General features: G+C 65.3%; 20 protein-coding genes. 4 read left to right on the plus strand and 16 right to left on the minus strand.

The features are described from left to right. Positions 1–19: 19 nt before the first annotated feature. Positions 20–1,177 (minus strand): GGDEF domain-containing protein, encoded by a 1,158-nt coding sequence (locus IVB45_RS11750; RefSeq protein WP_247359892.1) that lies wholly within the window; start codon positions 1,175–1,177, stop codon positions 20–22. Between the two features lie 434 nt (positions 1,178–1,611). On the opposite strand from IVB45_RS11750, the gene IVB45_RS11755 reads away from it, so the two are divergent. The 4 genes from IVB45_RS11755 to IVB45_RS11770 all read left to right on the plus strand — a co-directional run bounded on the left by IVB45_RS11755 (position 1,612) and on the right by IVB45_RS11770 (position 5,737). Continuing rightward, positions 1,612–2,181: a sigma-70 family RNA polymerase sigma factor gene (locus IVB45_RS11755; protein ID WP_007593582.1), complete on the plus strand. Its 570-nt coding sequence runs from the start codon at positions 1,612–1,614 to the stop codon at positions 2,179–2,181. Next, the gene (locus IVB45_RS11760; RefSeq protein ID WP_247359891.1) at positions 2,178–2,873 is read left to right on the plus strand and encodes a hypothetical protein; all 696 of its coding nucleotides are present in this window, start codon (positions 2,178–2,180) and stop codon (positions 2,871–2,873) included. The genes IVB45_RS11755 and IVB45_RS11760 overlap by 4 nt, the downstream gene beginning before the upstream one ends. 15 nt (positions 2,874–2,888) lie before the next feature. Beyond that, positions 2,889–4,595 (plus strand): S8 family serine peptidase, encoded by a 1,707-nt coding sequence (locus tag IVB45_RS11765; RefSeq protein WP_247359890.1) that lies wholly within the window; start codon positions 2,889–2,891, stop codon positions 4,593–4,595. Positions 4,596–5,074: 479 nt separating this feature from the next. Further along, positions 5,075–5,737: a TIGR03809 family protein gene (locus IVB45_RS11770; RefSeq protein ID WP_247359889.1), complete on the plus strand. Its 663-nt coding sequence runs from the start codon at positions 5,075–5,077 to the stop codon at positions 5,735–5,737. Positions 5,738–5,767: 30 nt separating this feature from the next. On the opposite strand, the gene IVB45_RS11775 is transcribed toward IVB45_RS11770, so the two are convergent. From IVB45_RS11775 to IVB45_RS11845, 15 genes are all read right to left on the minus strand, one after another. Further along, on the minus strand, positions 5,768–7,138 hold the full coding sequence (locus IVB45_RS11775; RefSeq protein WP_247359888.1) for a TIGR03808 family TAT-translocated repetitive protein: 1,371 nt from the start codon (positions 7,136–7,138) through the stop codon (positions 5,768–5,770). A 104-nt stretch (positions 7,139–7,242) separates the two neighbouring features. Continuing rightward, a complete protein-coding gene (locus IVB45_RS11780; protein ID WP_247359887.1) occupies positions 7,243–7,896 on the minus strand; it encodes a pyroglutamyl-peptidase I in 654 nt (217 codons plus the stop codon). Beyond that, positions 7,893–8,882 (minus strand): methylmalonyl Co-A mutase-associated GTPase MeaB, encoded by a 990-nt coding sequence (gene meaB / locus IVB45_RS11785; protein ID WP_247359886.1) that lies wholly within the window; start codon positions 8,880–8,882, stop codon positions 7,893–7,895. Before meaB ends, IVB45_RS11780 begins: the two co-directional genes overlap by 4 nt. Positions 8,883–8,933: 51 nt before the next feature. Continuing rightward, a complete protein-coding gene (locus tag IVB45_RS11790; RefSeq protein ID WP_027569048.1) occupies positions 8,934–10,448 on the minus strand; it encodes a tripartite tricarboxylate transporter permease in 1,515 nt (504 codons plus the stop codon). 4 nt (positions 10,449–10,452) lie between these two features. After that, positions 10,453–10,947, minus strand: coding sequence for a tripartite tricarboxylate transporter TctB family protein (locus tag IVB45_RS11795; RefSeq protein WP_247359885.1), 495 nt, complete (start codon positions 10,945–10,947; stop codon positions 10,453–10,455). 89 nt (positions 10,948–11,036) lie between these two features. Then, positions 11,037–12,029, minus strand: a complete 993-nt coding sequence (locus tag IVB45_RS11800) for a tripartite tricarboxylate transporter substrate binding protein (RefSeq protein WP_247359884.1) — start codon at positions 12,027–12,029, stop codon at positions 11,037–11,039. A 129-nt stretch (positions 12,030–12,158) separates the two neighbouring features. Continuing rightward, entirely contained in the window at positions 12,159–12,929 is a 771-nt protein-coding gene (locus IVB45_RS11805; RefSeq protein ID WP_247360159.1) for an RsiV family protein, read from the minus strand. Positions 12,930–12,982: 53 nt separating this feature from the next. Further along, positions 12,983–15,139: a methylmalonyl-CoA mutase gene (gene scpA / locus IVB45_RS11810; protein ID WP_247359883.1), complete on the minus strand. Its 2,157-nt coding sequence runs from the start codon at positions 15,137–15,139 to the stop codon at positions 12,983–12,985. Positions 15,140–15,162: 23 nt separating this feature from the next. Next, complete coding sequence (locus tag IVB45_RS11815) at positions 15,163–15,627, minus strand: GFA family protein (RefSeq protein WP_247288748.1); 465 nt, start codon at positions 15,625–15,627, stop codon at positions 15,163–15,165. Then, complete coding sequence (locus IVB45_RS11820) at positions 15,624–17,495, minus strand: methylmalonyl-CoA mutase subunit beta (RefSeq protein ID WP_247359882.1); 1,872 nt, start codon at positions 17,493–17,495, stop codon at positions 15,624–15,626. Before IVB45_RS11820 ends, IVB45_RS11815 begins: the two co-directional genes overlap by 4 nt. Positions 17,496–17,577: 82 nt before the next feature. Then, a complete protein-coding gene (folK, locus tag IVB45_RS11825) occupies positions 17,578–18,069 on the minus strand; it encodes a 2-amino-4-hydroxy-6-hydroxymethyldihydropteridine diphosphokinase (protein ID WP_247359881.1) in 492 nt (163 codons plus the stop codon). 1 nt (position 18,070) lies between these two features. Beyond that, positions 18,071–18,439: a dihydroneopterin aldolase gene (folB, locus tag IVB45_RS11830; RefSeq protein WP_027516901.1), complete on the minus strand. Its 369-nt coding sequence runs from the start codon at positions 18,437–18,439 to the stop codon at positions 18,071–18,073. Next, positions 18,436–19,296, minus strand: a complete 861-nt coding sequence (gene folP, locus IVB45_RS11835; protein ID WP_247359880.1) for a dihydropteroate synthase — start codon at positions 19,294–19,296, stop codon at positions 18,436–18,438. Before folP ends, folB begins: the two co-directional genes overlap by 4 nt. A gap of 234 nt (positions 19,297–19,530) precedes the next feature. After that, positions 19,531–19,938 (minus strand): DUF4332 domain-containing protein, encoded by a 408-nt coding sequence (locus tag IVB45_RS11840; RefSeq protein ID WP_007608193.1) that lies wholly within the window; start codon positions 19,936–19,938, stop codon positions 19,531–19,533. Positions 19,939–19,964: 26 nt separating this feature from the next. Continuing rightward, positions 19,965–20,330: a DUF2267 domain-containing protein gene (locus tag IVB45_RS11845; protein WP_247359879.1), complete on the minus strand. Its 366-nt coding sequence runs from the start codon at positions 20,328–20,330 to the stop codon at positions 19,965–19,967. Positions 20,331–20,541: the final 211 nt, after the last annotated feature.

Consider the following 20,541-nt stretch of genomic DNA (forward strand, 5'->3'; position numbering starts at 1 on the left):
CCGGGAGAAAATGGATTGGTCAGCTCGTTGCAATGCGGTTGCGCCCCTGTGCCTTGGCGGAATAGAGCGCGCTATCGGCGCGCACGAGAAACGTGTCGGCAGTATCGTTGTCGCGTAGCGTCACGACGCCCGCGGAAATGGTCACGCGCATGCCCGGGGAGAATGCGCTCCAGTCCAGATCGGCGACGATGCCGCGCAGCCGATCGAGCATGCGTGACGCCGCATCGCCGTCCATCCCCGGCAGCAGCAGCAAGAATTCCTCGCCGCCGTAGCGTCCGAAGCAGTCGGCCGGGCGGATGTTGGCGAAAATGGTGATCGCGAAGGTGCGCAGCACCTCGTCGCCGATGGGATGGCCATGGGCGTCGTTGATGCGCTTGAACCAGTCGAGATCGATCAGCGCGATCGCGCAAGGGGTCGACGTCTGCCGCGATTTTTCGATCTCGGCGTCGAGAAGCCGCATGATACAGCGGCGGTTGTAGGAGCCGGTGAGCTCGTCGAGCTCCGCCAGTTCCTCGATGCGCCGATAGGCGGCCTTCAGCTCGATGCTGCGCCGGTACAGGATCTTGCGCAACGTGGCGCCGAACAGGCCGAGGAAGGCGCACTGGCCGATCACCAGCACGAAGCACAGCATCGATGCCGCCCGTTGCAGCTGGGTCGTAACCGGCAGTCCGATTGGCAAGTCCGAGGCGAGGAAGACCAACGCGAGCCCGCAAGTGGTGAGACCCCAGGTGAGCATTGCCTGGCTCGATGTCATACGAAGCGTGCCGAAGGCGAAGATCAGAAACAGCACGGCCAGGAACGCGACTCCGACTGTCGGCACCGCGAGCAGGAACAGCAGCTGCAGCGTCATATGCGCCGAGATCTGGAAGACGGTGAGGTAATGATCCTCGAACCGGTCGCCGAAGCCCGCTTCCGATAGCACGGTGAAGGTACCGATGATCAGTAGGCCGCTGAGCCAGAACAGCGACGGAACGCCCATGGAGATCACGCCGTCAAAGGCGTAGAGCAGCAGGACGGAGGCGCCAAGCGAATAGCTCGCCACCTGGCCAACATACATCTGGCGCCGCTGCCGGATCCGGCGTGCCAGGACCTCGGGTGCCGCTGCCTCGGTCGTCAAGGCGAGATCCGCGGCTTCAGCGGCATTCCTCTCGGGAAAGGACGTCGCAGCCGTGCTCATGGTCCCGCCAGTGGTGGATGTCAGCTCAAAAATCTACGTCGCAAGCCTTTAGGTTTGGTATCCTTCGAAACCGAATCCACGCTGTGCAGCGCGGCAGCAGGGGACGTCGATCGCTCCAGGAATTTGCCGGCGATTAGGCACCGTGTGCGACGGGGTCGAGCCAAAGCAGGGCTTCGGAAGACATATGTCGTGCTAGGCTGCTAAGGTTCCATGCACGTCGGGCCGTCTCTACTGGGACGGCATTGCTCAGGAAAGTGCTTCATTACTATGTTACCGTTCTTGAGCGAGGCGCCCAGCCGCGGGTGGCAACAGGAAATTTCGCGTATGTCGGGTAGATCACACAGCCTCCCGTATGACTGCGGTAGGCTGAACAATTTTACCCCTCCCGTCGAACCGTCTGCCGCATCGACCCGACCAACCTTGCGAGACGGTCTTTGAGCGTGACACAAGCGGCTTCGGACGAGATCCTGATCGCCAGGATCGCTCAAGGTGACCGGCTCGCCATGCAGGTGCTGTACGGGCGGCACCATGTCAGGGTGTATCGGTTCGGCCTCCGGCTCGTGCGGGACGAGCAGGCGGCGGAAGACCTCATCAGCGAGGTGTTTCTCGACGTCTGGCGTCAAGCCGGCAAATTCGAGGGCCGATCCGCCGTTTCCACCTGGCTGCTGGCCATTACCCGATTCAAGGCCCTGTCTGCGCTTCGGCGCAGGAAGGATTTTGAGTTGGACGACGACGCCGCGAACGCGATCGAGGATACGTCCGACAATCCGGAAACGGCGGTGCAGAAGAAGGATACCAGTGAAGCGTTGCGGGAGTGTCTGACGGGCCTCTCGCCGGACCATCGGGAGATCGTCGATCTCGTCTACTACCACGAGAAATCCGTGGAAGAAGTGGCCGAAATCGTTGGCATCCCGGAGAACACTGTGAAGACGCGCTTGTTCTATGCGCGCAAGAAATTGGCCGAACTGCTGAAAGCAGCCGGCATTGAGCGAGGCTGGCCATGATGGCTTTGAGCAAGAAGATGCTGGAGCAAGAGCCCGGTGAAATTGAACTGCTGCTGCCGTGGCACGCCGCCGGCACGCTGAACCCGCGCGATGCGCGCCGCGTCGACGAGGCGCTGGCGCGCGATCCCGAGCTCGCGAAGCAATATGCCGCGATCCGCGGCGAGTATGAAGAGACCATCCATCTGAACGAGAGCCTGGGGGCTCCGTCGGCGCGTGCGATGCAGAAGCTGTTCGCCGCGATCGACGCTGAGCCTGCGCGTGCGGCCGGTTCGCTGCCGCTGTCGGCGCGCATCGCCACCTTCTTTGCGAGCCTGTCGCCGCGCACTCTGGCCTGGTCGGCGAGCCTTGGCGCCATCGCGCTCGTGCTGCAGGCCGGAATCATCGGCGCCGTGTTGACGAAGACCCAGACTGCGACCTTCCAGACTGCTTCGCTCTCGACCAGCGCTCCGATCACCCGCGACCTCGGCACGACCGTCCCGCCAGCGCGCGCGCTGGTACGCTTCACGCCCGAGGCGCGCGTCGTCGATATCACGGCATTGCTCGACGGCTACCAGGCTTCGATCATCGGTGATGCCAAGGGCGGTATGTTCCGCCTCCAGTTCGACAAGGCGATGAGCCGTGACGAACTCACCTCGCTGCTTGGCAAGATGCAGCGCGAGAAGTTCGTCAACCTCGCCGTCGCAGCGCCGTAAGGCGCTTCCAAACCAATGACGCGCAAGTTTGAAAGTAGAGTAAGAGCGGGGGCCTGCGCTTCGTCGGTCGCAGCCGCGCTTCTGCTCGCCGCCTGTCTCGGCGTCGAGGTTGCGCAGGCGCAGGCGATCATGCGCACGCCGACGATCAGCGTCCCCTCCCGAATGCCGACGATTTCTCCTGGCATCGCCGCACGCGTCAGTCCCGGTGTTGCCGCCAGAGCGGTGGCCGTCGGCCGCGGTCCCGGTCCGATTGTGACGACGAGGATTTCGGCGCGGATGGGGCCGACGCCGGTGCTGCCTTATGCGCGCTACTCCCCGAACCTCTATCCCGCCTGTACCGCGCCCGATCGCGACGCCGCCGGCGAATGCCTGGCGCAGCAGAACGCAGGCGGCGATGGCTCGGGCAAATCGGGCAAGAAGACCGCCGGAAAGGGGCGCGGCAACAACACGCCCGTCGCCGCGGATTTGCGCACCTTTGCCGGCGAATTTGTCGCCGAGATCGACGGCGGGCTGTCGTTGAGCCAAGCCGACGAGCTTGCGCGTCGCCATGGCCTGACGCGTGTGTCCTCCGAGAATTTTCCGCTGATCGGGGCGACGTTCGGACTGTTCCGCATCACCGACGGCCGGCCTTCCGCGACGGTGCGGCGTGAATTCGCGGCCGACGGCAGCGTGCGTTCGGTCCAGCAGAACTTCCGCTACCTGCTTCAGGACCAGAAATCGTCGGTGCCGACCGAGGGAGATCCCGCGCAATATGCGCTGGCCAAGCTCCGCCTGCCGCAGGCACATACTCTCGCGCATGGCGCCAATGTGACGGTCGCCGTGATCGACTCCGGCATCGACGTCCAACATCCGGAACTTGCCAATTCCATTGCCGACAATTTCGATGCGCTTGGCAGCGCCGAGGGCCCGCACATTCACGGCACCGGCATTGCCGGCGCCATCGTGGCCCATGCCAAGCTGATGGGCAGCGCGCCCGAGGCGCGCCTCATCGCGATCCGCGCCTTCGGCGGCACCACCGGCGGGGCCGAGAGCTCGTCCTACGTCATCCTGCGCTCGCTGAACTATGCCGCCGAGCATGGCGCCCAGATCGTCAACATGAGCTTTGCCGGTCCCAAAGACGCGGTGATCGAGCGGGCCATCGCGGCGACGGCCGCGCGTGGCCTGGTGCTGATCGCGGCCGCCGGCAATGCTGGCGCGAAGTCGCCGCCACTCTATCCAGCCGCCAATCCCAACGTGATCGCGGTGAGTGCGACCGACCAGCAGGACAGGCTGTTCACCGCCTCCAACCGCGGCAACTACATCGCGGTCGCGGCCCCCGGCGTCGATATCTTCCTGCCGGCGCCTGACGGCAAATACCAGATGACGTCGGGCACCTCGTTCTCGGCCGCCTATGTCTCCGGCGTCGCGGCGCTGCTGCTCGAGCGCAACTACGCCTTGAAGCCGGAAGCGCTGCGCGCGACGCTGGCAAAGACGGCGCGTGACCTCGGTTCACCCGGGCGTGACGATCTGTTCGGCGATGGTGAGGCCGACGCGTTTGCCGCGGTCATGGCCGTTCCCGCCGCCGGCGCGACGCCGGTCGCGGCCGCGTCCGGTACAACAAAACGTGAAGATCTCGAGAAGCGTCGCGACGGGCCCGGCATCCGCGCATTAGAGCAACCTTCGTTGTCGAGCACCGAGGATAAAGCCACGGTTTCTCAAGCGGATAAGCCGACGACGCGATAGCGGCTGCGACAACTTTGCGCGCGGCGCGAAGGTCGAAAAATCAAACGCCGCGTTGAACGTTCGGCCCGCTGCCACGACCAAATTATGTGGGAGCGGTTATCCCTCCCCATAAGTCATATTAGGCGCGAGCGCCCATCCACCCCAAGCGCCCATATGGCTCGACCCGTCCGGTTGTCCCCCCGGACGGGTCTTTTCTTTTTGGACGTCCAATTCCTCGAAGCCCTACGCGAGATCAGCTTCCGGTTGAGAGGTCGTAGCTCACTCAACGCTACCGCTCCGCCGGCACGCCGCAAGCGCGCTATGCTTGCGCGAAGCTTGACTCCAAAACCCCTTGAATCTCCGCACGACTACGGAGTTTGGCGACGAAAACATCGTCGTTGCTGGACAAGTCAAAACTTTTCCACAAAATATTCACGTCGCGTCTAAATTGATTCGTGTGCGTTGCGTCGCGTCCGTATTTTCTCCTGACGGGCTGATTTATGACACATCGCCAAGAGGCTATTCGCGACGTTGCTATTGGCCGCGACGTTGCGGCACGCTGGTGCGCTCTCGCCGAGCAGCGGTTGGTGCATCTCTCCGAGATGTTCGAGACCGGGCGCTGGCGCCGCTATCATTCCGAGATCGCATTTCTCGAAAACATTCAGGAAGCGAAGCTCGCCGTCCAGACGTGGCGCGCGCTTGCCACCGGCGCTGATGTCGCCACGGCGGCCGCGAGCGTGTCGCCCGCATTCGGCTGGTCGCCGGCGACAATGCCCCGCATGTTTCCGCGCGAGCCCCAGGCGCAGACCGTGCAACCGAAGGCCGTGCACATCGCCCCGGAGACCGCCGTCCCGGTCAGGCTCGATCCGAAGCCGGGCGTTCTCGCCGAAATCACCGAAGCCCCGACCGCGCCGATCGCCGCGCCTGCGCCGGTGGCACCGCTCAGAGTGCCGGCTGCCATGGCGCCGCCCACCGCGCCCGTGGCAATGACCGGGCCCAAGGTGCCGGCAGCGCCCAAGGCGCTGGCTGCGATGGCGGCGCTTCTGCCGCAGTTCTCTCCGCCGGCAGCCGAAATCGTCGCAGCCCCCGAACGTCTGGTTGAGTTCACCTTCAGCCTCGACGGCCTCGAAGCGAAGTACCCGCTGCTGCGGAACGCGTTCTAGCGTTCGAGAGCCAGAGGCGAGGAGCCGCAGCTACCGCCGCACCGCATTCCCACCGACGACCAATTGCGCAAACCGCTGAGCGCCGTCCGCCGACAGGTCGGACGTTACGGCGCGCGCGTGATCGAGCCCGACGACGGCGCCGCGCGGGGTTTCCGAGATCATGTTGTTGTTGACGAGCGCGGTGCCGGCGCCGGGCACGACGGACACGCCGACGCCTGCCAGTGCCTTGCGGATCACGTTGCCTGTGATGGCGACGTCGCGGAGATATTTGCCCCAGCCGGCGACGATGCCGTAGGACGGCGCGTTCTCGATCACGTTGCCGGTGACCGATGAATCCGCCTCGATGTAGATGCCGATGCCGGCATCGTCATCCGGCGCGGTGCCGATCGGCCGCTTCGGGATCAAATTGCGGATGATGTTGCCCTGGACCACGGCGATGCGGCCGCCTTCGTTGAAATTGCAGACGGAGACGCCGACGGCGGCGCCGTCCACAATGTTGTTGGCGATCACCGCAGCCTCGAAAGCGAATTCCGAATAGAGCGCGACCTCGCGCACGTCGCTGACGCTGTTGCCGGTAATGTGGATGTTCGAGGCCGAGTTGCCGCGCACGGCGGAGTAATCGCAGTTCTTGATGCGATTGCCACGCACGATGACGTTGCCGGCGCGGAACGCGTTGATGGCGTTGCCGTACTGGCCGGAGCCGCCGGGGCCGGCCTTGATGTCCTCGATGCGGTTATCAGCGACCAGCGTGCCGTCATCGCCGATGGCCGAGCGCAGGATCTCGATGCCGTTGTCGTTGGTGCCGGTGATGGTGTTGTGGGAGACGCTGAGACCCCTGGCGTCGAACGACACCACTGCCGTCACCGCGATGTTGGTAAAGATGTTGCCCGAGATGTCGCCGGAGACCTGCTCGAGCCAGATGCCGCTGCCACCGGAGCCGGTGATCGCGCAATCGGTGATGCGGACGTCGCGTCCGCCGAGGATCTGGATCAGCCCGCGTCGCGTCGGCAGCGGAATGCCGCTGCCGTCAAAGGTGATGCCGGAAATGCCGATTGCATCGGAGCCGTCGCTCTGGATCGCCGACGCCCCGCCGGTGAAAACGAATTTTGTCGCGCCGCGCACGCCGATCAGTTGCGCGCCATTTGGCAGACGCAACAGTCCCGTGCGGTAGATGCCGGGTGGCAGCGCCAGCGGCATTTGCGCCCGCGCGGTCTCGTCGATCGCACGCTGGAGCGCGCGGGTCTGATCCTCGCTGCTGCCGGGGCGCACGCCATATTGCGTGGCATCGCGGCCGAGCAGCGACGTCAGCGGCGCTGCGCGCGCGGCGTCGGCTGGTATCGCGAGCGCGCCGGCGATGCCTGCGGTCGATGCTCCGATGAGATGGCGGCGATTGAGGTCCATGGATGCGTCCTCCGGCGGACGCGGGGGCCCGCAGCGGTTAGGTAGCGCAAAAACGGGACCGCGCGGCTGGGGCCATGAGGATAGTTCACGGTAGGGTTAAATGTTTACGCAGTCGTGTTCCGAGCCTTCCGTGCCAACTGCACCATCTCCATCAGCATCGCTTCCCCGGCGTCCACCAGTTCCTCCAGCGTGATCCGCGGCGCGCCCTTGCGGCGCACGGCGCCACTGCGCGCGAGCAGGGGAATATGGATGAACGCCGCAAGCTGCGGCCCGCCGGCCCTGACGTTTTCGATCGCGCGCCAGCTCAGGTAATTGCAGAGATAGGCGCCGGCATCGCGCGAGGGGCGCGCGTCGATGCCGGTGAGGCGCGCGGCGCGCAGCAGCCTTGCGGTGTGCGGGCCGAACGTTATCGCGTCCGCATTACCGGCGATGCCGCGCTTGCTTGAGCGGGTGTTGGCGGCATCGGGCCAGAGCATGGTGACGGCGTTGCGCGCGCGGCTCTCGATGCGCAGATAGGGTGTGCGTGCGGCGAGGCCGAACATCAGCAGCGCATCCGGCTTCTCTTTCGCGAGCACCTCCGGCAATTGCCGGTCTACCGCAGCATAGGTGACCGGGAAGATGTGGCTGGAGATCGCGGCATCGTCGAGTGCGGGTCGGCGCAATTGCGCCAGCCGGGCGACCAGTGGCTGGGTCGGATTGTAGGGCGCGCCGGGAAACGGGCCGAAGCCGGTGAGGAGAATGCGGAGCTTGGCGCTCATTGCAGCAACTCCAGGATCTTTTCGGCGGCGAGCGCCGGCGTGAGATGGCCGTCGGCGACCTCAGTCTCGATCTTCCGGACCTTGGTCCGCACCGACGCCTCGCTGCGCAACCGTGCCAGCATGCGCTGCTCCAGCATCGACCACATCCATTTCACCTGCTGCTCACGCCGCCGTGCGGCGAAGTCGCCGGATGCATTCATCGCCTTGCGGTGATCGAGGACTTTCTGCCAGATCTTCGCGATGCCGTCCCCGGTCAGCGCCGAATAGGTCTCGACCGGCGGATGCCAGTGCTCGGAGCGTGGCGTCAGGATATGCAGCGCGCCGCGATAATCGGCGGCGGTGATGTTGGCGCGCTTGAGATTGTCGCCGTCGGCCTTGTTGATCGCGATCATGTCGGCGAGCTCCACCAGGCCCTTCTTGATGCCCTGCAATTCGTCGCCGCCGCCCGGCAGCATCAAGGCCAGGAAGAAATCGGTCATGTCGCAGACCGCGGTCTCGGACTGGCCGATGCCGACCGTTTCCACCAGCACGACGTCGAAGCCGGCCGCCTCGCACAGCAGCATCGCCTCGCGTGTCTTGGCCGCGACGCCGCCGAGCGTGCCCGAGGCCGGCGAGGGCCGGATGAAGGCGTCGTCGGAGGCCGACAGGCGGGCCATCCGCGTCTTGTCGCCGAGGATCGAGCCGCCGCTCCGCGCTGAAGACGGATCGACCGCGAGCACCGCGACCTTGTGGCCTTGCTCGATGAGATGGGTGCCGAGCGCGTCGATGGTGGTGGATTTGCCGACGCCGGGCGAGCCGGTGATGCCGACGCGGACCGCCCTGCCGGTATCGGACAAGAGCATCTGCACCAGCTCGCGCGCCAGCGCCTGATGATCGCTGCGCCGGCTCTCGACCAGCGTGATGGCCCGCGCCAGCGCCGCGCGGCTGCCGGCGCGGAGGTCGTGGGCGAGGGATTTGATGTCCAGTGAAGGCTTCTTCTCAACCATGCCCTGCTTTACAACGCCCCCGGGGGGCAGGCGAGGGCCGCCCGCCCGATATCACCGGGATGTCGCCGCCACCCCCGTCCGCACCGGTTTCACCTTCCGCCACGCCCAGACCATCACCGGCCACAGCAGCGCCCCGATCGCCATGGCGGCGAGGATCGCGGCGACCGGGCGTTCGAAAAACGGCAAAATGCTGCCGTCCGACTTGATCAGCGAGGTGACGAAAGCCTGCTCGACCATGGTGCCCATGACGATGCCGAGCACCATCGCGGCGACGGGATAGCCGTTTGCTTCCATGACATAGCCGATCACGCCGAAGGCGGCGACGGTGACGACGCCGAACATGTTGTTGCCGATCGCGAACGAGCCGACCGCGCAGCACAGCATGATGATCGGCATGATAGCGGAGCGCGGTGCCAGCAGGATGTAGGCGGCAACCCGGATCATGGCGATGCCGAGCGGGATCATCAAAATATTTGCGATGATGAACATCAGATAGATCGCGTACATGCTCGACGCTTTCTCGGTGAACAGCGTCGGTCCCGGGTTCAGCCCCTTCATGTAGAGCACGCCGATCGCGATCGCCGCGATGGTGTCGCCGGGGATGCCGAACAGCAATGATGGCACCCAGCCCGAGGCGATGCTGGCATTGTTGCTGGCGCCGGCCTCGACCAGGCCTTCGACATGGCCGGTGCCGAACTTTTCCGGTTCCTTGGAGAAGCGCTTCGACATCGCGTAGGACACCCAAGCGGCCATGTCGGCGCCGGCGCCGGGCAGCACGCCGATGATGATGCCGACGATGTTTCCGCGCGTCATCTGCCAATGGTATTTCTTGGTCAGCTTCCACTGGCCGGCCATGATGCTTCCGAATTTGCGCCGCGGCAGCGGCGGCGGCTCGGGGGTCAGCATTGCGCGCATCACCTGGGCCACCGCGAACACGCCCACCAGCGCGGGGATCGGCTCGATGCCGCCGAACAGATCGGTGAGGCCGAAGGTGAAGCGCGGCACGCCGCCGGGATTCTCGATGCCGACGCAGGAGACCAGCAGGCCGAGGAACATGCCGGCGATTGCCTTTACCGGCGAGGAGCGCGCCACCAGCGTCGCGCACATCAGGCCGAGCAGCGCCAGCCAGAAATACTCGAAGGTCGAAAACGACAGCGCGATCTCGGCCAGCGGCGGCGCCAGGATCATCAGCGACAGCACGCCGGCGATGCCGCCGACGGCCGAGAACCACACGCCGGCCCCGAGCGCCAGCTCGGCCTGCCCCTTGCGGGTCATGGCGTAGGCTTCGTCCGCATAGGCGGCGGAGGCGGGCGTTCCCGGGATGCGCAGCAGCGCGCCGGGAATGTCGCCGGAGAAGATCGCCATCGAGGACGCGGCGACGATGGTCGCAATCGCCGCGATCGGCGAGAGGTAGAAGGTGACGGGGACGAGCAGGGCGGTTGCCATCGTCGCCGACAGGCCCGGCAGCGAGCCGATCACGAGCCCGTACACCGAGGCTGCGAACATCGCGATGATGACCTCCCAGGTGGAGATCAGTGCGAACGCTTCAATCAGGGTTTTCAGCATGGGGTCACCAGGGCGTCGGCAACAGGCCGGCGGGCAGCGGCACGCGCAGCAGCTTGCCGAAGATCAGGTGGATGGCGAACGGCGACAGCGCTGCGAGCGGCAGCGCCAGCTTCCACTTCGCCCCCAACGCGGTCGAGGTGACGTAGACCATGATCGCCGCGGTGATGATGAAGCCGAGCCGGTCGGCCGCGACCACGTAGAACAGCAGCAGCGCCGGGGGCAGCAGCGCGCGCAGGCTGTACAACTTTCCCTGTGGCGGCGGGGCAGCCGCTGCCTGGCCAGCCTCGAGCGGGATCAGCTCTTCCGCCTCCTCGAAGGTGTGGCCGATCCCGAACACGATCGCGAGCCCGCACAGCGCAAGCCCAATGCCGATCACGAGCGGAAATACGTTGGGGCCGACCGGCTGCCCGGGCACCGGCGGCAGCAGCCAGCCGCCATAGGCGGCTGCTGTGCCGAGCACGACGAGAAACGATCCCGTGACCGAGTCGGGAAGACGCATGGGAGAATCCTATGTGAGGTATTCTCTCTCTCCCCGCGCGGGAGGAGAGAGAGGCGATCAGCGCGTGTAGTCGGGAAATGATTCCAGGGTCACGCCTTGCTCAGACCCGCCGCCTTCATCGCTTCGCCCATCTGGGCGTCCCCCTTGTCCATGAAGCTTGCGAACTGGCCGGCATCGCCCCACACGGTGCCGAAGCCGCGATTGCTCATGAAGTCCTTGAATTCGGCGGAGTCGTAGACCTTCTGCAGCGCCGCGGTGAGCTTCGTTGCGATCTCCGGCGGCAGGTTCTTCGGCCCGGCGATGCCGCGCCAGGCGCCGGTCGCGTAGTCGATGCCCATCGCCTCCTTCAGCGTCGGCACGTCCTTGAAGATCGGATTGCGCGCCGGGGCCATGATGGCAAGGCTCCGGGCCTTGCCGGCCTCGATGATGGCGCGGGCTTCCGGCACTGAGCAGGTGGTGAGGTCGAGGCCGCCGGCGGCGAGGTCCTGCATCGCGGGGGCGGCGCCGTTCGACGGCACCCAGGCGACCTGGTTGGCGGGCAGGCCCATCGCCTGCATCCAGCCGACCAGCGCGAGATGCCAGATGCCGCCCTGGCCGGTGCCGGAGGCCTTGAACTTGCCGGGAGGGGCCGCCTTGATGGCTTCGGCGAGTTCCTTCACCGTCTTGTAAGGTGAGGAGGAGGAGACCTGGATGCCGGGGGGATCTTCGTTCATCAGCGCCAGCGGGGTGTAGCTCTTCGGCGCCAGTTCGGTCAGCCCTTGCCAGTGCATCATCGAGATTTCGACCGTGAGCATGCCGATGGTGTAGCCATCGGGCTGCGCGGTCGCGATCGCGGTATGGCCGACGACGCCGGAGCCGCCGGTGCGATTGACCACGTTGAAGGGCTGGCCGAGATCCTTCTCCAACAGCGCTGCGACAATGCGCGCAGTCGCGTCGGTGCCGCCGCCCGCGCCCCAGGGCACGATCACGGTGACGGGCCGCGCCGGATAGGCTTGCGCGCGTGCGGGTGTGAGGCCGAATGCGGCGGATGCCGCGACTGCGGCAGATGAAGCCGCAAAGCTGCGGCGCGTAATCTTGGACATCAATGCCTCCCAACGGCGCCCATGACGTCAGGCGCTCTTGTCAATGGCGACATTCTAGTCGGCTTTGCAGCGCGGCTGCAAGGCAGCGCTACCAGCGCTCTGCGAGCAAGCTGTCGCTGCTCAACACGATCATTGCGGCTCGTCCGCGTCACTCTTCGGCCGCGAGCCGCCGAAGATGCGAGTGCCTTCCGCGGTGAGATAGGGCTTCAGCGCTTCCCACGGCACGAACGCGACATATTCGCCCTCGGCGTAGGGGCCGACTGCGTAGGGTGGGTAGTGGAAAGTGAGGCCGGAACTCTTGCCCGCATCGGTTGAAGGCGCGAGCGTCACCGCGCCGATCTTGAGCAGGCTCGGTGCGAGCTCCTTAAACCACTCGTCGGTCGCGGTCTCGCCGGCGCCGCGCTTCTTCTTCTCGGTTTTCAGTGAGGCGATCACCGCCTTCACCATCGCCTTCATGGCCGGGCCGTTGTCGGCGGTCTCGGTGAAGAACGGGCGGATGGAGATGCGCTTGTTCTCCGCCCTGTCCCACAGGACCGTGTTCACGTCGGAATTGGGATGGGCGCCGTGGGTGTCCATGTAGTCGTTGCGGAGAATGCTGACATAGCGGTCGGCGACGACGGAGCGGACCGCATATTTGCGCTCAAAGTCCCAGCCGCCTTCCTTGAAGAACTGCGGATCCTCTTTGCGCGAGGCGGCGGCTTCTGCCGCGTTCTTATCGAGCCACTTCCTGCCTTCAGTCAGGCAATCGGCCGCCAACGCCGCATCGACCTTGACCTTGTCGTCGAGGAAGACGCGAGCCTCGATGCTCTTGGTCTTGATGACCGCGTCGGGCTTGGGGTTGGCGGCATGGGCGGTAGCCAACAACGCGCTGCAGGCTGCGACCACGATTAGCGCGCGCATGAAGGCTGGCGCTGAAAATATCACGCACTGTCCTTTCAAAGAGCGATGGCGACCTACTCCGCCGCCTCGCTATGCCCGAGACGGGCGTTCAGCTTGCGGATCAGCTCCTCGGCCGCGTCCGCAATCACCGTGCCCGGTGGGAAGATCGCTTCGGCGCCGGCCGCGTAGAGCGCGTCGTAATCCTGTGGCGGCACCACGCCGCCAACGATGATCATGATGTCGTCGCGGCCCTGCTTCTTCAGCGCGGCCTTCAGCTCCGGCACGGCGGTGAGATGGGCGGCCGCGAGCGAGGAGACGCCGAGGATGTGGACGTCGTTCTCGACCGCCTGGCGCGCGGCTTCGTCGGCAGTCGCGAACAGCGGCCCGATGTCGACATCGAAGCCGATATCGGCGAAGGCCGACGCGATCACCTTCTGGCCGCGGTCGTGGCCGTCCTGGCCGATTTTTGCGACCAGGATGCGCGGGCGGCGGCCTTCCGCCTCCTCGAAGGCATCGATCAGCGCCTGAACCTTCTCGACCCGGTTACCCATGCTGGACGCCTCCCGCTTGTAGACGCCGGTGATGAATTTGATCTCGGCGCGGTGCCGGCCGAACACTTTTTCCATCGCGTCCGAGATCTCGCCGACGGTTGCCTTCGCGCGCGCGGCATCAATGGCGAGCGCGAGCAGATTGCCGTTGCCTTCGCCGGCCGAGCGCGTCAGCGCGGCGAGCGCGGCCTCGACCTCCTTCTGGTTGCGTTCGGACTTCAGCCGCGTCAGCTTGTCGATCTGGAGCCGGCGGACATTGGTATTGTCGACCTTGAGGATATCGATCGGAGCTTCGTCCGTCGGCTTGTATTTGTTGACCCCGATCACCGCCTGCTTGCCGGCATCGATGCGGGCCTGGGTCTTGGCGGAGGCTTCCTCGATGCGCAGCTTCGGTACGCCGGCCTCGATCGCCTTGGCCATGCCCCCGAGCTCCTCGACCTCCTGGATGTGGCTCCAGGCCTTGGCGGCGAGGTCGCGTGTCAGCCGCTCGACATAATACGAGCCGCCCCAGGGATCGATGATGCGGGTGGTGCCGCTCTCCTGCTGCAGGAAGAGCTGCGTGTTGCGGGCAATGCGCGCCGAAAAGTCGGTCGGCAAAGCGAGCGCCTCGTCGAGCGCGTTGGTGTGCAGCGACTGGGTGTGGCCCTGCGTCGCCGCCATCGCTTCCACCGTCGTGCGCATCACGTTGTTGAAGACGTCCTGCGCGGTCAGCGACCAGCCGGATGTCTGGCAATGCGTGCGCAGTGACAGCGAGCGTGGATCCTTCGGATTGAAGGGCTTGAGCAGCTTCGCCCAGAGCAGCCGCGCGGCGCGCATCTTGGCCACTTCCATGAAGAAGTTCATCCCGGTCGCCCAGAAGAACGACAGCCGCGGCGCGAAGCGGTCGACATCGAGGCCCGCCGCAAGGCCGGCACGAAGATATTCGACGCCGTCGGCGAGCGTATAGGCGAGCTCGAGGTCCTGCGTCGCCCCGGCCTCCTGCATGTGATAGCCGGAGATCGAGATCGAATTGTATTTCGGCATCTTCTGCGAGGTGTAGGCGAAGATGTCCGAGATGATCCGCATCGAGGGCGCGGGCGGATAGATGTAGGTGTTGCGCACCATGAACTCTTTCAGAATGTCGTTCTGAATGGTCCCTGAGAGCTTCTCCGGCGGCACACCCTGTTCCTCGGCAGCAGCAACGTAGAGCGCGAGGATCGGCAGCACCGCGCCGTTCATGGTCATGGACACGCTCATCTGGTCGAGCGGAATGCCCGCAAACAGCGTGCGCATGTCGTAGATGGAATCGATGGCAACGCCGGCCATGCCGACGTCGCCGCCGACGCGCGGATGGTCGCTGTCATAGCCGCGATGGGTGGCGAGATCGAACGCGACCGAGAGGCCCTTCTGTCCGGCCGCGAGGTTGCGGCGGTAGAACGCATTGGAATCCTCCGCCGTGGAGAAGCCGGCATATTGCCTGACGGTCCAGGGCTGGTTGACGTACATGGTCGGGTAGGGGCCGCGCAGATAAGGCGGCATGCCCGGATAGGTCTCGAGGAAGTCGAGGCCGGCGAGGTCGGCCTCGCCATAAGCGGGCTTCACCAGAATGCCCTCGGGCGTCAGCCACGGCTCGGCGCTGCCTGATGGCGCGGCGCTTGTGGTGCGCTCGAAGGCGATGTCTGCGAAATCAGGAATGCGGCTCATGGTTTCAACCATATCATGGGCGCTCAATCATGGTCGGGATGCTGATGGCTGACGATGGTTGCCATCTTCTCCGGCCCGTAATTTTGCTGCGTGGTCTGGCTTGGTAGATTGGCGATCCCGACCACCCAGCCGAGACGGGACTCGGAACCGAACTGCCGCGTCGGCACCACGTGATCGGGGCGGTCGAACGCGCCGGTCATGATCTCGATCCGGTCGCCGTCGATGCGGCCAAAGCTTAGCGGCGTGCCGCAGGCGGCGCAAAAGCCGCGCTCGGCGATGGAGGAGGAGCGGAAGAACGACGGCTTGCCCTTGGTCCATGCAAAGTCCGTCTTGTTGATGTCGGCAAAAGAGGCGAACGGCGCGCCGCTGGCTTTCTGGCACATCCGGCAGTGGCAGATCGAAACCCTGTTCGGCGCCGTCGTGACTCCAAAGCGCACTGCCCCGCATTGGCAGCCGCCGGTGAGAACGGGTTTGCCTGCTTCCGTCATGGCTGCTCCATCCGTCGATACGTGTCTTGCAATGTCGCAAGCGCGTCGCCCCCGGCGAAGACAAAACCGGTGACGCCGGCTGCACGCAGCGCCGCCTCGGCATCGGTCGGGCGGCCTGCCAGATAGATAAGTCGGGCGCCGGCGGTTTGCAGGGCCTGCGCCGCGGCTTCGGCGTGTTCCGCATTGACCTTGTCGCTGGAACAAAGGCAGGCGAGCCCGGCACCGGAGGACTTGAAGGCGGCAGCCAACTGGGCCGGATCGGCGAAGCCCTGGCTGTCGACGGCCTGGATGCCGCCGGTCTCAAACAAGCTCTTGGCAAAGGTCGCGCGCGCCGTGAAATCGGCGGGCGTGCCGAGATTGGCCAAGAACACTTTCGGCCGCGCGCCGTGTGCCTTCAACGCCGCATCGGATTTGTCGCGCAGTGCCTCGAACGGTTCCGCCAGCCGGATCGGCGGCAGCGCGTCGAACTTGTATTTTTGCTCGCCATAAGGCGCCAGCGCGATCGGCGTCGCCTTCAGCACCATCGTCTCGTTCTCGTGCAGGTTCGGAAACTCGCTGGCGCCGGTCAGCACGTCGCGGCGTTTTGCGATGTTGGCGTCGCGGGCTTTTCGCGCGGCCGCGACCTTGCTCTGGAACAGGCCCTGCTGAAGCGCAGAGAAGGCGCCGCCGGCTTTCTCGCTCTCCTGGAATAGCGCCCAGGCGGCGTCGCAGAGCTGGCCCGTCAACGTCTCGATGCCGCCTGCGCCTGCCGCGGGATCGCTGACCTTGGCGAGATTGCTCTCTTCCAGCAGCACGAGCTGCGTATTGCGCGCCACGCGCCGCGCGAACGGATCGGGCAGGCCGAGCGCCAGCGTATGCGGCAGCACGGTGATCGCGTTCGCGCCGGCGAGTCCGGCCGCAAACGTCGCTATGGTCGCGCGCAGCATGTTCACATAGGGATCGCGTTGCGTCAGCATGCGCCAGGCGGTATCGGCGGCGATGAACAGCGGTTTTGGCATGAGCCCGCACGCCGTCTCGATGCGCGCCCACAGCAGCCGCAAGGCGCGGAATTTTGCCATGGTGAGGAACTGATCTGCATCCGCGGCAAGCCGCGCATAGACCATGCCTTGCGCCTGCTCCAGCGGAACGCCCGCGCCCTCGATCGCGCGCAAATAGGCGATGCCGCAGGCGAGCACGAAGGCGAGCTCCTGCACCTCCGAGCCACCGGCATCGTGGACGACGCGTCCGTCGGCTGATGCGAACGGTCCCTTGAAGCCGAGCGCGGCGAGGCCCTTGATGCCGCCGGTGACGGCCGGAACGATCTCGTCCCAGGTATAGGGGCTGTGGCCCCACACCGCGCCGGCCGCGAGCGGGTCGAGCCCGAAGCGGATGTCACAGGCCGCGGGATCGATGCCGTTGCTCTTCACATATTCCGCGACGTGGATCGCCGCCATCCGCGATTGCGGACCGATCTCGAGCTCCAGCCCGATGCCGGCGTCGAGATGGATATCCTTCAAGATCTTCGCGATTGCGTCTGCGGTCGGTTCCAGCCCGAAACCGTGAGCGGCATTGCCGCCGGCGAACACCAGCGCAAGCCCTGTCGCGCCATTTTCGAGATCGGTCAGTGCCTGTGCATTCGCCGCACTTGCATCGGGATGGTCGATCCGCTGCATGATCTGCCAGGGCGCCGCCGCCGGCCGTCCCACCACGGGCGCAACGCCTTTGGCGCGCGGATAGAGCGGATCGATCCTGATTCCGTCATAGGTCTTGGCGACCAGCTTCTCGAATGGCGCGCCCTTCAGCACGCCATCGACCAGCTTGCGCCAGTCGTCGACGGTCGCTTTGGGAAAATCCGCCGCCAGCGGCAGGTCGTCAGTCGCGGAGGTCATGCGGCGAAGGGCTCCCGAAAAATCTTGTTGTTCGCAGGCGAAATTGCCACGGCCGGCCGTCCCTGCAAACGGTTGTTTTTGGTTAACCGGTATCCGGAAGCCGCTCAATGCCTTGTGTCGAGACGCTGGCGAGACCGTCACGGACACGAATGCCTGCGATCACGCGGTCGGGCGCGATCTCGGCCAGCGGCACCAGCACAAAGGCGCGCTCGAACAGGCGCGGATGCGGCAGGGTCAGATCGGGCTTCTGCATCGACACATCGTCATAGGCGATCATGTCGAGATCGAGCGTGCGCGGGCCCCAGCGCCGCTCCTTATCGCGCGAGCGGCCGAATTTCTGCTCGACCTTCTGCATCACGAACAGCAGTGCATGCGGATCGAGGCTGGTGTCGATCTCGACGCAGGCGTTGATGAAGGGAGCCTGGTCCTCGTCGCCCCAGGGCGGCGTTGCATAGTCCGACGAGCGCGCGATCAACGCAGCCTGGGCCATGCCGCAGATATGGGCGATCGCCTTCTGGAACGTCGCGCGGACATCGCCGACATTGCCGCCGAGCGCGATCAGAACGCTTGCCATGTCAGGGGTGCCGCGAACGCGTCAGCATGATTCCGACGTCGTCGAAGATCGCGGCGATCGGCGCATGCGGCTTGTGCACGGTGATCTTCACGGCGCGGATACGCGGGAAGTGCGAGAGGATGGCATCGGCGACCGCGCCGGCCGCGCGCTCCAGCAGCTTGTAATTGGTGTTCTTGAAGGCCGCGGTGGTCGTCGCCACGACGTCGGCGTAAGACACGGTGTCGGCGAGCCGGTCGCTGCGCGACGGCTCCGACAGGTCGGTATAGAGCTCGAGGTCGATGACAAAACGCTGGCCGACCTCGGTCTCGTGCTCCATCACGCCGTGGCGGGCATGGATCGACAGGCCGCTCACGAAGATCGTATCGGTCATGGCTTGCTCTCGATTGCGTGCGCCACTCGCAGGGCCTGCAAGGTCTCGGCGACGTCGTGTGTCCGGATGATTTTCGCGCCGCGCTGCGCGGCGATCAGATGCGCGGCGATCGAGCCGGCGAGCCGCTCTGTCGGCCCCGACGGCGACACCGAGGCGATGAAGCGTTTTCGCGAGGCACCAACGAGGATCGGCAGGCCAAACATGTCGAGCTCGCGAAGTCGCGCCAGCGCAATCATGCTCTGTTCGGCTGTCTTGCCGAAGCCGATGCCGGGATCGAGCACGATCTTGTCGCGGGCGATGCCGGCTTTTGCCGCGATCTCCAGCGAACGCAGGAAAAACGCTTTCATGTCCACGACGATATCGATGGCGGGATCGACGCTGTCGCGGTTGTGCATGACGATGACGGGGGCGCTTCTCGCGCCAATCAGCGGCGCCATGGCGGCATCGCGCTGCAGGCCCCAGACGTCGTTTGCAATCGCCGCGCCCTGATCGAGCGCGAAGGCCACCACTTCCGCCTTCATGCTGTCGATCGAGACGGGCACACCGAGCGCCACGATCTCCGATAGCACCGGCCGCAGCCGCGCCAGCTCGTCTTGCGCCGTGACCGGCCGAGCGCCCTTGTAGGGCCGGGTGGACTCGGCACCGATATCGATGATGTCGACCCCGGCCTCGATCATCGCCCGTGCCCGCGCGAGCGCCTGCTCGGGCGCGATGAATTCGCCGCCGTCGGAGAATGAATCCGGAGTGACGTTGAGCACGCCCATGACCGCCGGGATCGGCCGCTCCAGCAGCGTCCGCAGCACGTCAGGCCCGACTGAACCGGCCGCCGGGACGGATGGAGAGGGCGAGGCATTCATGCGGCCCGCTTTAGCGGTCGGGGAGGGGGGATTCAAGGCGGGATTGGGGGGCGATCCAGTCGCCCAATGCACTCCGGGGCCGGTGAGGGCGCGATGCTCTTGCCACGCTCCGTCATTACGAGCGCAGCGAAGCAATCCAGGCTGCCGCTGCGGAGGGACTCTGGATTGCTTCGCTGCGCTCGTAATGACGAGCGGGAAGGAGCGGTGCTCTATCTGCCCAGCCTTGTCCCCGGATCAATACGAAATCTTCGGCGGCAGCTTTTTCGCCTTGGCGATGATGTCGCCGACCGACTTTTCCGAGGGCAGGATGCGGAGGAGCTTTTTCTTCTCGTTGGCATCCCGCATGCTCTGGGCCAGCCTTGCCGGATTTCGGTAGGCGAGCTCGCGCACGGTGGTGACGCCGGCGGCGCGGACCAGGCCGACCTTGGCCCGGCCCATGCCGGGGATGCGCATGTAGTCGGAGACGTTGGCCCATTCCAGCAGCAACTGCTCGCTGATGCCGGTCTTGGCGGAGAGCGCCTTGCGGCCCTTCACGGTCGAAGCCGCCTCGAGCAACGCATCGGTGGTGCGGATACCCTGCGCCTTCAACTTGTTGGCGGCAAAGGCCGACAGGCCCTCAATCTCGGAGATCGGATATGTCATGATACTCGATGTGAAATGCGCAGGCGTCAGGCGAACTGGCTGAGGCCCGGGGTCCCCGCGATGATCTTGCCCATCTGATCCGCTCCGATTTTGTCTCGGCCGAAGCGAAAAAGTTCACGGGCGATGTTCTGAATCTCGGACATGCCAAGTCCCAGGCCCATCAGGCGCGTGCCGACCGCCATCAGGCCGCCGCCCATCAGCCGCGACAGTCCTGCGCCGCTGCGGGACGCCTCGATTGCCGCTTCTGCACCTGGAATTTGGTCGATCAGGACCTGGACGCTGTCGGAAGGACCCTCGTTGCGGAGGAAGCCCAGGATAATGCCGACGGTCTTTTCAGCGACAGCACCATCTATGCTGGCGTTTGTCGCCAGCCGCCCGATCAGCTCGTCCATATGGCCGCCCCTCAGCCGGTTCACATGCCGGAGTATTGCTTTCGAAAATGATCTTGAGCCGGTGTGATGTGAAATACAAGCGATGAACGCCGTCAACGTTCCGATTCATTCTCGAACGCGCGAGAAGTGTTGCAGCGATGCAAGGGCGGAGATGAAATCGGCAGAAAAATGCCGCGATGCGAATGCGTCGTTCCTACTTTCGGCGGATGTC

Origin of the sequence: Bradyrhizobium sp. 4 (assembly GCF_023100905.1) — a bacterium.
GTDB lineage: Bacteria > Pseudomonadota > Alphaproteobacteria > Rhizobiales > Xanthobacteraceae > Bradyrhizobium.

Bases quoted from the DNA above. Each gene is read 5' to 3' on its own strand.
- IVB45_RS11750 (WP_247359892.1), bottom strand. From the start codon at position 1,177: ATGAGCACGGCTGCGACGTCCTTTCCCGAGAGGAATGCCGCTGAAGCC.
- IVB45_RS11760 (WP_247359891.1), top strand. From the start codon at position 2,178: ATGATGGCTTTGAGCAAGAAGATGCTGGAGCAAGAGCCCGGTGAAATT.
- IVB45_RS11765 (WP_247359890.1), top strand. From the start codon at position 2,889: ATGACGCGCAAGTTTGAAAGTAGAGTAAGAGCGGGGGCCTGCGCTTCG.
- IVB45_RS11770 (WP_247359889.1), top strand. From the start codon at position 5,075: ATGACACATCGCCAAGAGGCTATTCGCGACGTTGCTATTGGCCGCGAC.
- IVB45_RS11775 (WP_247359888.1), bottom strand. From the start codon at position 7,138: ATGGACCTCAATCGCCGCCATCTCATCGGAGCATCGACCGCAGGCATC.
- IVB45_RS11780 (WP_247359887.1), bottom strand. From the start codon at position 7,896: ATGAGCGCCAAGCTCCGCATTCTCCTCACCGGCTTCGGCCCGTTTCCC.
- meaB (WP_247359886.1), bottom strand. From the start codon at position 8,882: ATGGTTGAGAAGAAGCCTTCACTGGACATCAAATCCCTCGCCCACGAC.
- IVB45_RS11790 (WP_027569048.1), bottom strand. From the start codon at position 10,448: ATGCTGAAAACCCTGATTGAAGCGTTCGCACTGATCTCCACCTGGGAG.
- IVB45_RS11795 (WP_247359885.1), bottom strand. From the start codon at position 10,947: ATGCGTCTTCCCGACTCGGTCACGGGATCGTTTCTCGTCGTGCTCGGC.
- IVB45_RS11800 (WP_247359884.1), bottom strand. From the start codon at position 12,029: ATGTCCAAGATTACGCGCCGCAGCTTTGCGGCTTCATCTGCCGCAGTC.
- IVB45_RS11805 (WP_247360159.1), bottom strand. From the start codon at position 12,929: ATGCGCGCGCTAATCGTGGTCGCAGCCTGCAGCGCGTTGTTGGCTACC.
- scpA (WP_247359883.1), bottom strand. From the start codon at position 15,139: ATGAGCCGCATTCCTGATTTCGCAGACATCGCCTTCGAGCGCACCACA.
- IVB45_RS11815 (WP_247288748.1), bottom strand. From the start codon at position 15,627: ATGACGGAAGCAGGCAAACCCGTTCTCACCGGCGGCTGCCAATGCGGG.
- IVB45_RS11820 (WP_247359882.1), bottom strand. From the start codon at position 17,495: ATGACCTCCGCGACTGACGACCTGCCGCTGGCGGCGGATTTTCCCAAA.
- folK (WP_247359881.1), bottom strand. From the start codon at position 18,069: ATGGCAAGCGTTCTGATCGCGCTCGGCGGCAATGTCGGCGATGTCCGC.
- folB (WP_027516901.1), bottom strand. From the start codon at position 18,439: ATGACCGATACGATCTTCGTGAGCGGCCTGTCGATCCATGCCCGCCAC.
- folP (WP_247359880.1), bottom strand. From the start codon at position 19,296: ATGAATGCCTCGCCCTCTCCATCCGTCCCGGCGGCCGGTTCAGTCGGG.
- IVB45_RS11840 (WP_007608193.1), bottom strand. From the start codon at position 19,938: ATGACATATCCGATCTCCGAGATTGAGGGCCTGTCGGCCTTTGCCGCC.
- IVB45_RS11845 (WP_247359879.1), bottom strand. From the start codon at position 20,330: ATGGACGAGCTGATCGGGCGGCTGGCGACAAACGCCAGCATAGATGGT.